The 12,075-nt window shown below is 59.0% G+C and carries 10 protein-coding genes; 3 read left to right on the plus strand and 7 right to left on the minus strand.

All coding sequences use genetic code 11. The features are described 5' to 3' along the window. Nucleotides 1-134: 134 nt before the first annotated feature. Nucleotides 135-1,445, minus strand: a complete 1,311-nt coding sequence (locus tag B0G52_RS16050) for an ABC transporter substrate-binding protein (protein WP_094046070.1) — start codon at nucleotides 1,443-1,445, stop codon at nucleotides 135-137. 69 nt (nucleotides 1,446-1,514) lie between these two features. On the opposite strand from B0G52_RS16050, the gene B0G52_RS16055 reads away from it, so the two are divergent. Further along, entirely contained in the window at nucleotides 1,515-3,356 is a 1,842-nt protein-coding gene (locus B0G52_RS16055) for a cache domain-containing sensor histidine kinase (RefSeq protein WP_158223733.1), read from the plus strand. Nucleotides 3,357-3,361: 5 nt separating this feature from the next. Next, entirely contained in the window at nucleotides 3,362-4,882 is a 1,521-nt protein-coding gene (locus tag B0G52_RS16060; RefSeq protein WP_094046074.1) for a response regulator transcription factor, read from the plus strand. A 78-nt stretch (nucleotides 4,883-4,960) separates the two neighbouring features. Here the strand turns inward: B0G52_RS16060 and B0G52_RS16065 are convergent, their stop codons facing one another. From B0G52_RS16065 to B0G52_RS16075, 3 genes are all read right to left on the minus strand, one after another. Next, the gene (locus B0G52_RS16065; RefSeq protein WP_094046076.1) at nucleotides 4,961-5,902 is read right to left on the minus strand and encodes a nucleoside hydrolase; all 942 of its coding nucleotides are present in this window, start codon (nucleotides 5,900-5,902) and stop codon (nucleotides 4,961-4,963) included. Beyond that, nucleotides 5,899-6,834, minus strand: coding sequence for a ribokinase (gene rbsK / locus B0G52_RS16070; protein WP_094046078.1), 936 nt, complete (start codon nucleotides 6,832-6,834; stop codon nucleotides 5,899-5,901). The genes B0G52_RS16065 and rbsK overlap by 4 nt, the downstream gene beginning before the upstream one ends. Before the next feature lie 78 nt (nucleotides 6,835-6,912). Next, nucleotides 6,913-7,935 carry a helix-turn-helix transcriptional regulator gene (locus B0G52_RS16075; protein WP_233162720.1) on the minus strand — a complete coding sequence of 341 codons (1,023 nt, stop codon included), beginning with the start codon at nucleotides 7,933-7,935 and terminating at the stop codon, nucleotides 6,913-6,915. Between the two features lie 155 nt (nucleotides 7,936-8,090). Between B0G52_RS16075 and B0G52_RS16080 the strand changes: the two genes are divergently transcribed. Further along, a complete protein-coding gene (locus B0G52_RS16080) occupies nucleotides 8,091-8,822 on the plus strand; it encodes an alpha/beta fold hydrolase (RefSeq protein WP_094046080.1) in 732 nt (243 codons plus the stop codon). On the opposite strand, the gene B0G52_RS16085 is transcribed toward B0G52_RS16080, so the two are convergent. The 3 genes from B0G52_RS16085 to B0G52_RS16095 form a co-directional block, all read right to left on the minus strand. Further along, complete coding sequence (locus tag B0G52_RS16085; RefSeq protein ID WP_094046082.1) at nucleotides 8,812-9,822, minus strand: FecCD family ABC transporter permease; 1,011 nt, start codon at nucleotides 9,820-9,822, stop codon at nucleotides 8,812-8,814. The genes B0G52_RS16080 and B0G52_RS16085 overlap by 11 nt on opposite strands. Beyond that, nucleotides 9,819-10,826 (minus strand): FecCD family ABC transporter permease, encoded by a 1,008-nt coding sequence (locus tag B0G52_RS16090; RefSeq protein WP_094046084.1) that lies wholly within the window; start codon nucleotides 10,824-10,826, stop codon nucleotides 9,819-9,821. Before B0G52_RS16090 ends, B0G52_RS16085 begins: the two co-directional genes overlap by 4 nt. Before the next feature lie 81 nt (nucleotides 10,827-10,907). Then, entirely contained in the window at nucleotides 10,908-11,882 is a 975-nt protein-coding gene (locus B0G52_RS16095) for an iron-hydroxamate ABC transporter substrate-binding protein (protein WP_094046086.1), read from the minus strand. Nucleotides 11,883-12,075 lie beyond the last annotated feature (193 nt).

A 12,075-nucleotide genomic window follows, 5' to 3' on the forward strand; every position in this document is an offset into this window, starting at 1 on the left:
TTTTTTGGTCTGGCTGCGACCCCGTCTAACGAAAGATGACCGTAAACACATCGACGTGTTTATGGTCATCATTATAGAAGGCGGGGAGTCTATTCTTTTAAGGAGTTGAAGTATACTTTCCAAAGGTTTTATTCTCAGCGGGCTCTCAGCAGCGCGCGATCCATCGCCGCGAGGATATCGTCGGCGTCGCCCTCTCCCGCAAGCCAGTCCTGAAAGCCGGCGCACAACGCCTCCGCGACCCCGACCGGCCAGCGCTGATTGCTGAACGGGACGGATCGGCCGCTTCGCATGAGCTCCGTATATCCGGCCAGCTCCGCGATGCCGAGATCTTCGCCCGCAAACATCGGGAACACCCGATACTGCTGCTTGAACTCCACGTACAAGGGAGACGAAGGCTCGAACTGGTAGGCCAGGGCGTCCAATACTTCCGGCAGATTGCGGGTGTTCTTGTTGATGACCGTTCCTCCGGCGGGTCCAACCGACAGGAACAAGGGTTTTCCCGGGGCGTTGCCGGGCAAAGGCATAAAGCCTCGTTCGAAGGAGGAGGCGGCGGGATCGGAGCTGGAACCTGAACCGTCCGATGCGGTCAAGCTGCCGTAATCCCAATTACCCCCGAAGACGATGGCCGCCTTCCCGTCGTTGAACCAGGCCGCAGCCTGGGCTGCGCCCGTCTCCAGCGGGCCGTCGGCAACGTAGCCCCGATCGAACAGCAGCTTGTACATGTGCAGCACATCGCGCCATTTCGACTCGGCGAACGTGGCGTCGCCTGCCAGAAGCCGCTTGTCGAAGTCGGGCTCCTCGGGATAGAGGACCGACGCCGCCAGCGGATACAGGCCGAATTGGAGAAACCACCAATCCTTGCCCGGCATGACGATCGGGGTGATCCCTTCGCTCTTTAGCGTCTCACACAGCTCCAGGAACGAGTCCCAGTCCTGAGGCCAATCCGCATAGCCGTGCTGCCGCAGCAAATCCTTATTAAACCAAGCGCCCATCATGCTGAAGCCCTTGGGAAGGCCGTATACCCGGCCGTTCACGGTAAATCCTTCGAGCGCTTCGGGAGAGAAGGCTTGGAGAATATCCATTCCGGTCAGATCCTGCAGGTAGCCCGCCCGGGCAAGCTCTTCCAGCTGCCGCATCGGCCACCATTCGAAGAAATCCGGGCCTTCGCCCGCGGACAGCTGCATGAGCAGCGACTTGGTATAGGCGTCTTCGGGCAGCATTTCCGACTTGACGCGAATATCCGGATAGCGTTCCGCGACCATTTTTGGAAACGCTTGCATAACGTAGCGGTTATGGTCCCTGCCGTCGGATGCGACGCCCATATGCATGAATTTCAGCGTGACGGGATCGGGCGTCGGCTGTATGGGGGCGGGAGGCCGCGCGCAGCCCGAGACGACGATCAGCGCCAGCAACATGGAAAGACCAACCAGCCGTATTCGCTTCATGGTGTCACCTCGGCCCAGTCGAATTATGCTAATATTATAAATAATAACGCGATCCCGGAGAAGATGCGAATGAAGTTTGCCTGGGGACTCAAAAACCGTTTGCTGGTCGCGCTCCTGCTGCTGTCCCTGATTCCGATCGCGATCGTCGTGGCCGTGACGAACCGGAACTACGGCGCTCTCGTGGAGAATCAGGTGCGCGAGGTGTCTTTGAACCTGCTGGACAGGTCCTCCTTAAGAATGACGAACCGGCTGGAGGAGATCGGGCGCGTATCCGCCTACCTGGCCTATCAGCAGATGTCCGATTCGGATACGATTTTGTCGTTTCTCGGGCAGCATGCGGAGAACGGCGGCGTTGCGCCTTACGACCGGCTGAACCATACGCGCGAGTTCAAGAAGGCCACGGAGAGCCTTCTGCTTAATCACGACTACATCGAAGGGCTGTACGTTTTCGCGGAAGACGGCACGGTGTTCGCCAATACGAAGGGCTCCGAGCTCATGCCCGACTACGTCCCGCTCTCTTCGGCCTGGTATCGGGACACGATCGGCGCCCAAGGGAAGATGATCGTCGGAGAAGTGCGGCAGCAGGACTTCCTGCTCTCCGGCAACCCGTCCATCGCATTCTCCAGGGCGCTGTACGAACCGGCGACGAACCGGCGGATCGGCGTGCTGCTCATCAACTGCAGTCTGAGCCTGTTCGACGAATTGAGCGAGGGCATGCTGGCGGAGCAGCGGATTTACTTGCTCAACGGCATCGGGAACCGGCTGTACGGAGAAGGCGAGCTCGCCGAAGAATGGGCGGCGTCGGCCGTCGGAATCGGAAGCCGGATCGACTCCAGGACCAATTCGCTCGTCCTTCATAACACGTTTTCGGAATACGACTGGCACATGGTCATCGTCGTTTCGCTCGATGCGGTTACCGGAGAGATTCGCGCGACCTCTCGCTTTGCTTTGTGGCTGGGCGTCATTTGGGCGGTTCTGGCCGTCGTGCTGTCGCTGTGGATCGCGAACGCGTTCTCCAAGCCGGTGAACCGGATGGCTCAGATGATGAAACGATACCCGACCGGCCATCTGCCGCCGCGGCAGGAGCGGTACGAGCGGAGAACGGACGAGATCGGCGTGCTGTACAACCGCTATTTTACGATGCTGCAGGAGATCGATACGCTCATTCGGGAGAAATACCACAATCAATTTATCGCCATGTCCTCCAAAATGAAAGCGCTTGAGGCCCAGATCAACTCGCACTTCCTGTTTAACACTCTGGCCACGATGAACAGTATCGCGGTGCTGGAGGAGGTGCAAAGCCTGTCCGTCATGTCCAAGGCGTTGGGAGATATGTTCCGCTACAGTATCAAGATCAACCGAGATCTGGTCATGCTGAGCGAAGAGCTCGGCCATGTCCACAACTATATGACGATCCAATCGTTCCGCTACGGGGACAAAATCCGCTTGGAGACGGACATCCCCAAGGAGCTGGAGGATTTCAAAGTACTGAAGCTGATTCTTCAGCCGATCGTCGAGAATGCGGTGTATCACGGGATCGAGAAAAAGAAAGGGTACGGCACGGTAAGCATCCGGGCCTGGGAGCAGGAGGAAGGCATTCGTGTGGAGGTACGGGACGATGGTGTCGGCATTCCGGCGGACAGGCTGGAGGAGGTGCGGGCCATGCTCGGCCGGACGGCGGAGTTCGAGGAGCTGAATCCCGCTACGAACGATGCCCGATCCATCGGGATGTACAACGTTCATGCGCGCATCGCGCTGTATTACGGGCCGGACTACGGGATAGAGGTGGACAGCGAGGAGCATCGGGGGACGGCCGTTCTCCTCCGGCTGCCCAGATCCGCTCCGGAGAAGGGGAATTCCCTTGCCGAACGCGCCGGTTCGTCCGATCATCTTTCGAAAGGGGCGTCATAACTGCTATGTACAGATATGTGGTCATCGACGACGAGGCGCTCATCCGCAAAGCGATCATCAAGAAAATATCTTCTCTCGACCTGCCGCTGGCCTGGGTCGGGGAAGCCGAAGACGGAGAAGAGGGATTGGCGCTGGTCGAGCGGGAAAAGCCCGACATCGTGCTGACCGATATGCGAATGCCGGTAATGGACGGCGTTCAGTTTCTTCAAGCCGTTACCGAGAAGCGCTCGGAGGCGCAGCTTATCGTGATTAGCGGATACTCGGATTTCGAGTATACGCGCGAAGCGATCGTCTCCAGCGCGGCGGGCTATATTCTGAAGCCGTTCGACGACGCCGAGCTGCGTCAAGCGTTGGCGAAGGCGATCGAGCGAATTGAGCAGACCCGTCTGAACCGGAGGAACGCGACGGGCATCGAATTGGAGCTCGATCTCGTTCGCTTCGCCGCCTGGCTGTGCCGAAGCACCGACGACGAGGCTTCGCCGAGGGCGGAAGCTTATTCGTCCGATCCGATGCGCGGTCTGCTGTCGGCGGCCTCCTTTGCGGCCGCCGTAGGGGTCGGCTCCGCAGCGGGTGCCGTCAAGCTGCCGGACGACTGCGTCAAGTTCGCCCATCCGGATATGCCCGGGACGACTGTCCTCGTCTGCTCGGACGCCGCCGCCGGAAGACAGGCCGCCTCCTCGAAGCTTCATGCCTGCCTGGCGGGCGAAGCGAACGTCTTCGCCGCCGTCAGCAGCGAGTGCTCATCCGTGCAGGGCCTGCCCCGCGCTTACCGCGGCGCGTTGTCGCTGTTGGAGAGTTTGCCGTTCGGACGAATGGCGGGTGTTCACCGCGTGACGAACGAGCGCATCGGGAACGGAAAGGAGCAGGAAGCGGGAGAGGAATGGCGTTGGCCTCGCATCGAGGATTTCCTGTATGAGCTGGAGGAAGGTAACGAGTCGCGTGCAGCGCGGCTTGCAGAGGAGCTGTTCGCCGAATTCCGGGGTTCCGAAGGTTTTACGATGCAGCGGGTCAGGAAGATTTGCCGGACGCTGTACCATCGCGTCGTCGAACACCTGGGTGCGGTTCACCGGATTTCTCCGGATTCGGGGCTGGAGACGCTGCCGCTGCTCAGCTACGAGCCGGACGCCCGGGCGCTGGAGAAGCATTTCCTTCAATTCGTGCGTGACACGGTCGCCCAGGTGCCCAGCCGAACGGCCAAGGGGGCGGAGCTGTCGCAGCAGATCAGACATTATATCGATCGCCACTACGCCCAGCAGCTTACGCTGGAGGAGGTGGCCGACCGCTTCTTCCTGCATCCCGTCTACTTGAGCGTCATGTTCAAGGAGAAGACCGGGGAGACATTCCAGGACTACTTGCGCCGCATTCGCATGGAGCGGGCGAAGCATCTGCTGCTTACGACCAAGTACCGAATCGATCGAATTTCCGTGATGATCGGATACGAGAATACGAAGTATTTTTACAAGGTGTTCAAGAAAGAGACCGGCTTCACTCCGGCCGATTTCAGACAGCGTCAGCTGGGCGAGTGAGGGAGCGTCAAGCTTCGCAAAAAAGACCGGGCATCCCGTCCCCAAGGCCGCGGCCGAAGGGGGGATACCCGGTCTTTCTCAACGATGCACAAGAAGCTCGTCCAGAAGCTTGGTCAGCTTCTCCGGCTCCATCTTGCGGGCCAGATAGGCATGACGGCCCTCCGCTTGCGGCAGCCAGCGGTTGGCGCCGCTGTCGCCGTCCACCTCAATCGTGCCGCGGACGACGTCCCAATAATCGCCCGCACCTTCAGCGGCATAAAGCACGGCCGTCAGATCCCAGCTCTCGCGAATGCCGCCTTCGCCGCCGCTCCAAGCGTTATAGCTCCTCCTGACGGGATGGTCCAATGGCGTGTCGGTATGGAGCCTCCGACCGGTCCGGATCTCCGCGCCGATCTCGTAGCCGGTGAACGTGATGCCGGTCGGCCAATGCTTCGTCACGTAGGCCGCCGCTTCGGGATGCATCTCGAAGTTCCACTCCTTGCCCTCCGGGAAGCGGCCGCCCATGACGACGAGATGCCGGGCTTTGCGCGCGACAAGCTCCGTCCCGGACAAGTCGGAATGCCCGTCCGGACCCGATTGCAGCAAATGCATGAAATTGACCAGAGGCCCGATCGCCACGAAGACAATCGAACCGTCCTCCGCCTTGGCGAGAAGCTCGCGGGTCAGCTTGGTCGCATCCGGGGCCTCTTGTCCCTGCCTGTAGCGGTTCGGGTATTGCTGCGCGACAAGCTTGTTGTACTTGCCGTATACGGCATCGTCGTCCAGAAAACCCGGCTGACGCCGTAAGGTGCCGACCGGAATTTCTTCGCGTCCGTAATAGACGTTAAGCGCGTCGAGGCATCCGGCTCCCCATCGGCTGGACGTGCAGTGCGTCATCCCGACGATGCGAACTTTGCCCATCCGTTCCAGCGCATGCAGCACGGCCACGGCTCCCGCGTCGTCGCAGTCGGGACCGATATCCGTGTCCAGCAGGATCGGGACAGGCGCTTCGCTTGGAAGATAGGCCAATCTCTCGCTCATAGCTTAATCCTCCCTTGGTGAGCTTCCAGATGACGCTCCAATTCTTCTCTTGTCGGCATTGCCGACTGTGCCCCCACCTGACGGACGGACAAGGCGCCGACGGCGTTGCCGATTCTCACCGCTTCGCCGACCTCCAGTCCGGCAGCCAGCGCATAAGCAAACCCGGCATTGAAAGAATCCCCAGCCCCTGTCGTATCGACCGCTTGAACCGGGTAGGCGTCGATATGGATCAGCTCCGTTTCGCGAATCAAGTAGGCGCCATCCTCGCCCGCCTTGGCTACTACCGTTCCGACCCCTCTGCGCAGAAGATCTCCGGCGGCTTCTTTTAACTGATAGACGTATCGTTCCTGTCTGCCTGCGTAATACCTGACTTCTGTCTCGTTCGGCGTCATGTAGTCGATATAGCGGAAGATGGCGTCCGGCAGCTGCGAGGCGGGAGCCGGATCGAGAATGATCGTCTTGCCGGCCTGCTTCAGACGTTTGACCGCATAAGCGACCGTGCCGATCGGAATCTCCAACTGAAACAGAAAGAGGTCCGATTGGACGAGTTCATCCCACATGGCGTCGATATCGGAAGGCAGCATGCAGCCGTTCGCACCCGGGGAGACGACGATCTGATTCTCTCCCTGCCGGTCGACCCAGATCATGGCGGTGCCCGTCGCGACGCCTTTCTCCGTCAGGATTCCGCCCACGTCGACTCCGTTCATCCGCAGGTGACGGATGTAATCGTGCCCGTGAATGTCGTCTCCGACCTTCCCCGCCATTCTCACCTTGGCTCCCAGCTTGCCCAGCGCGATCGCTTGATTGCCTCCCTTGCCCCCGAAGAACACGGAGTAACCGTCTGCCGTCAGCGTTTCGCCGGGCTGGGGGAACCGTTCGACGGCCGCGACCATATCCAAGTTCAAACTTCCGATTACGCATACGGATTTCATTGTTGTCACGTTCTTTCTCTTCTAGAATAGGCTTTTGGCGTTCACAGCCCCATTATAGAAGAACGCGTGTCTACTATTTTAAGGATTTACGGTACACTTTTGTGGAAGGGAAACAACGGGGACTCCTCGCGCATAAGGGGTTTCCGTCGTTTTTTCACGTGTAAAGCGATTGTACCGATTCCAGTTTAGTCCGGAATAACTCGATCGCTTCCTCCGGTTCGACGATGGTTGCATGCTCTCCCAGCCTCCAAGCCAGATCAACGTAGAAGCCGATATTGTCCGGAGAGATCGGAATTGTCGCGAACCGCCCTCGCTCCCGTCCGTCTTAGGTACGATGGCTGATCCGAACCAGCGGTCGGAGCGGAGTTCGTGCACGCCCTGTCGCGTCAGTTCGAGCGTGAAGGGGATCGGCTCGGGCCCTCCTCCGTCGGGAGGATCCTGCAATGTGCGAAGTGCGACGTCGTCTCTGATCGCTAGCGAAGGGTTCAAGACGGCTGATCGGATTCTGTCGGCGCGGAACAGGCGGTAGTCCTCCTCGCGGAAGCAGTAGGCCGGGCAGTACCAGTAGCCGTCGCTCTCGTAAAGCCCGATCGGCTGAATGTCCCGGGGGCGCACGGCGCGTGCGGATGCGTATTCGATCGTGACAGCGCCGCCTGCCATAATCGCCTGCAAGAGAATCTTCAAAATTTCCGCAGACATATCGCGGCGAGGGCTCCAGATAGCGACTCTGTCTTTCAGGCGATCAATGCGTTCGCGAGTATCCTGAGGCAAGTAATGATAGAACTTGCGAAGAGCGGCGTCGGTTCCCTCTTCGAAAGGAAGGGCGCCGAGGGGCTTCAGCGATTGTCCGGCGATGAACAGGGAGACGGCCTCGCTCTCCGTGAAGGCGATCGGCGGAAGCAGCCGCTCCTGCAGCAGCCTGTATCCGCCTCCGCGTCCTTGAACGGAGTAGACGGGAACTCCAAGCTCGCTCAGCTCCTGCAAATCGCGCGTGACCGTGCGGGTGGACAGACCGAATTCATCGGCGAGCTCCTGCACGGTGAACGTTTTTTTGGCGTTGATGAACATCATCATTTGAATGAGACGCTGAGACTTGGGCATAAGTGGATCAGCTCCTTTTTGGGACAGCAGGCCGACGAAGTCGGGGTACGGTTGCTGTTTTTTTTCATTTTAGCATTTAAATAAGACAAAATATGTCCTATTTAAGTGATACATTGTTCACAGGAAAGATAACGAATGAATGGGAGCTGGTCGGCATGGCATTGACAAATCGTACGCAGAGGGATATCGGATTTGTATTCGTGCACGGAGCGGGACTGAATGGACGCATATGGGAGAGGGTGGCTGACGGGTTGGATTATCCGTGCTTGTTCGCGGAGTTTCCGGGGAGAGTCGGCGAGGAGGAGATGCGGCGGGAACTGACGTTAAAACAATACGCAGATACGGTTGTGCGGCAGGTGAAGGAATGGGGAGTCGGGCGGATCGTGTTCGTGGCGCATTCGCTGGGGGGACAGGTGGCCCTTCAGGCAGCGGAAGAGCTTCGGGATCGCCTGGCAGGATTCGTTGCAGTGGGGGCGGCCATTCCGAAGCCGGGAGGTTCGTTCCTGTCCGCGCTGCCTTGGCCCAAAAGGACGATTCTATCTCTTATGATGAAGAAGATGGGCACGAAACCGCCCGAATCGGTCATCCGGGCGGGCTTGTGCAAAGATCTTGATCCTGAGGATGCCGATTCTGTCGTAAAGGGGTTTGTACCCGAATCAATTCGGGTCTACGCGGATCGGTTCGACGGGTCCTTGCCGGACGTTCCCCGGTTATATATCCGGCTGGAGAAAGACAAGGAGTTCGGCTCGTCTCTTCAAGCCCGAATGATTCGGAATTTCGCTCCGCAGCGGGTCCGGACGCTCGAAACCGGACACCTGCCTATGCTTGGCGATCCGGCAGGTCTGCGTAAATTGCTGCTCGAGTTCACGTCCTCCGTTACTTCTTGAGCAGCAAGTAAGCGAAGTAAGGAACTCCGATCAGCGATACGATAATGCCCGCGGGAAGTCCGGCCGGTTCGATCAGATTGCGTCCGACCGTATCGGCCAGCAGCAGCAGCCATCCTCCCAGCAGTACGGCGACGGGGATGAAAAACTGGTTGCGCGGACCGACCAGCGCCTTGGCGATATGCGGAGCCATCAGGCCGATGAACGCGATGCCCCCGGTTACGGATACAGCCGCAGCGGCGGAGGCGACGGCTGCCAGCAGCAGCACGATGCGCTCCCGCTCGAGCCGCAGTCCGACGCCGATCGCGGACGAGTCGCTCAGACCGAGCAGGTTCAGCCGGACCGCTTTGAACAGAGCGAACGGGATGAGCAGGACGAGCCACGGCAGCAGTGCCCATACGAACGGCCAATCCGTCCCCCAGATGTTGCCGGCGATCCACTTGGCGATGAAGTCGACCTTCTGGCGGTCCGAGGAGGAGATCAGCACGATCATGATCCCGGACAGCGCCAAGGAGAAGCCGACGCCGACGAGCACGAGCCGGATCGGATCCAGGCCGCGCGAACGGCTATAGGAGAACGCGTAGATCAGAATGGCCGTAACGACCGCGGACGCGAATGCGACCAACGGAAGCATATAGACGAACGACCCGGCTTCGATCGGGAAGTACAGGAAGAAGATCGCGACGCCGACGCCGGCGCCGGAATTGATGCCGATGATGCCCGGATCGGCCAAGTCGTTGCGGGTGACGCTCTGCAGAATCGAACCGGACAGCGCCAGCGCCATTCCGGCCAGCAGCGTAATCGCGATGCGCGGCATCCGCAGGGAGAACACGACGAAATGCTCCTTAAACGTTCCATGCCCGAATAGAGTGGGAAGCAGTCGGTCGAAGGATACGGAAGAGCGTCCGATACCCATGCCGACGGCCGCCGTAATGGCGATAAGCACGATGCTGACAATCAGAATGCGGATCAGGTTGCGAACGGGATGAGTTGCGGCGTTCATGAGAGAGCTTTGCCTCCTTTGCGTACGACGAACAGGAAGAAGGGCAAGCCCAGCATCGCGACGACGGCGGCCACCGGCGTCTCGTACGGCGAATTGAGCGTGCGGCCGATCGTATCGGCGATCAGCATGAACGAAGCCCCCGCGAATACCGAGAAGGGAAGGATATAGCGGTAGTCGGTGCCTACGAACCTGCGGACGATGTGAGGAATCATGAGTCCGACGAAGGCCATGTTCCCGACGAGCGCGACCGAGGCGCCTGTCAGCAGAACGATCAGGACGAACATGATCGCTTTGATCTGCGCGAGCTTCTGTCCGAGGCCGGTAGCTACCTCGTCGCTAAGACTGAGAAGGGTGACCTGGTTGGACATAAACAGAGTGGCGACGAGCCCGACAAGAATGACCGGGGCGATCGTCTGAAGCTGTCCCCATGTCGTGCCGATCAAGCCTCCCGCCGTCCACATGGACACGTCCTTGGAGATTTTGAAGATCAGGCCGAGCCCGTCGGCAATGGCATACAGAAAGGCCGATACCGCCGCGCCGGCCAGCACGATGCGGATTGGAGACAGGCTGCCTTGGCGCATCGATCCGAGTGCGATGACAAGCGCGGAACCGGCGGCGGCCCCGATAAAGCAGGCGATCATAATTCCGAAGTAGTCCAAGCCGGGGATGAACGCGATGCCGATCGCCAGCGCGAGATTGGCTCCGGAAGTCAGGCCGAGCAGTCCCGGATCCGCCAGAGGGTTGCGCGTGACTCCCTGCATGACTGCCCCGGATACGGCGAAGGCGGCTCCGACGAGAATTGCTCCGACTTCGCGGGGAATGCGGATTTCGCGCAGCATGAGCGCCTTGTCTCCCATGCCGCTGCCGGTGATCGCGTGCCACAAATCCTGATATGTAGTATCCGCCGCTCCGAGAATCAAGGAAATCGCGAAGCAGAGGACAAAAACGACGATGCTGCCTGCAAGCTTGTAGGCGAAATTTGAGGAACGAGATTTGGTCATCATGGGCCTCTCATCTTTTCCCTGGAATACGTGAAGGAAATCCCCTCTCGGGGATTCCCTCAACTGGCAAAGCCGATATCACGATTAACCGAGGAAGTTTGTAATGAAAAATTCGAGCTGGAAGTCCAACGTCAGCGGATCGTTAAAATAAAATTCCTGCGCGTTGACTTCGTATACGCGGTTGTTCGCAACTGCCGGAATGTTCTTGTACGTCTCCGTCTCCGTGAACGACAGATCCGAGCCCGGAAACTTGCTGAAGATGACGTAGTCGCCGGCGAATTCCGGCACCACTTCGGACGATAGCGCGTAATAGCCGTCCTTGAGCGCCGTTTCCTTGACCTTCTCCGGCATGGCGAGCTTCATCTCCTGGTAGAGAATCTCGGTGCCGCGTCCCCAGTTGTCTCCGTAGACGTAGATCTGTTTGTCGTACGCTTCGATGACCGATACCGTCGACTCGGCGCCGATCTTCGCTTTGATGTCTTCGCCGGCTGTGGCCGCGCGGGCTTTGAAGTCGTCGATCCATGCTTTTGCTTCGGCCTCTTTGTTCAACAGTTTGCCGATTTCCAGATGCTGCGTCAAGTAGTCGACTTTGCCGTACGTGTAAGTGACGGTCGGGGCGATCTCCTTGAGCTTGTCGACGTTCTTGATGTTCGAGAGGCCGACGATCAGATCGGGCTCCAGCTCGATGATCTTCTCCAGATCCTCGTCGGTTACCGCGGCGACGTCTTTGAGCGTGGCGTCGAAACGGGGGTTCATCTTGGACCATTCGTCCACGCCGACGAGCGGTACGCCCAGCGCCATGACGTTGCCCGCGAACGAGGACAGCACGATGACGCGCTGCGGGTTCGCCGGAACCTCGACCGGACCGTTCTCGGATTCGTACGTGATCGTGCCGGATTCGGCGGGAGCCGAAGCGGACGGGGATGCGGACTCCGAAGGGGCCGCCGATGAGGGCTGCGCGGAAGGACTGGCAGAACTGCCCGTGTTGTCGGCTTTTCCTCCGCATGCGGCAAGGATTAATAGCAAGGCCAGGGCGAATGGAACGATAATTTTTTTCACGTAATGACTCTCTCCCTTTTCTCTAATTATGCTTAATGTACAAATAAATGATCGAATTGTGGTTCCAGCTATTGCGACTTCGCGCCACACTGTTGAGAATGATTCTCATGATCACATTGGGTATTGTAAGACGGGGGAGGGACGGTGTCAATAGGAGGGGGATGGAAAATGGGCTTTTCGGAAATAAGCAAGC

Source organism: Cohnella sp. SGD-V74 (assembly GCF_003001675.1).
Lineage (GTDB): Bacteria > Bacillota > Bacilli > Paenibacillales > Paenibacillaceae > Cohnella.

Bases quoted from the DNA above. Each gene is read 5' to 3' on its own strand.
- B0G52_RS16075 (WP_233162720.1), bottom strand. From the start codon at position 7,935: ATGCCCAAGTCTCAGCGTCTCATTCAAATGATGATGTTCATCAACGCC.
- B0G52_RS16090 (WP_094046084.1), bottom strand. From the start codon at position 10,826: ATGATGACCAAATCTCGTTCCTCAAATTTCGCCTACAAGCTTGCAGGC.
- rbsK (WP_094046078.1), bottom strand. From the start codon at position 6,834: ATGAAATCCGTATGCGTAATCGGAAGTTTGAACTTGGATATGGTCGCG.
- B0G52_RS16050 (WP_094046070.1), bottom strand. From the start codon at position 1,445: ATGAAGCGAATACGGCTGGTTGGTCTTTCCATGTTGCTGGCGCTGATC.
- B0G52_RS16085 (WP_094046082.1), bottom strand. From the start codon at position 9,822: ATGAACGCCGCAACTCATCCCGTTCGCAACCTGATCCGCATTCTGATT.
- B0G52_RS16060 (WP_094046074.1), top strand. From the start codon at position 3,362: ATGTACAGATATGTGGTCATCGACGACGAGGCGCTCATCCGCAAAGCG.
- B0G52_RS16055 (WP_158223733.1), top strand. From the start codon at position 1,515: ATGAAGTTTGCCTGGGGACTCAAAAACCGTTTGCTGGTCGCGCTCCTG.
- B0G52_RS16080 (WP_094046080.1), top strand. From the start codon at position 8,091: ATGGCATTGACAAATCGTACGCAGAGGGATATCGGATTTGTATTCGTG.
- B0G52_RS16065 (WP_094046076.1), bottom strand. From the start codon at position 5,902: ATGAGCGAGAGATTGGCCTATCTTCCAAGCGAAGCGCCTGTCCCGATC.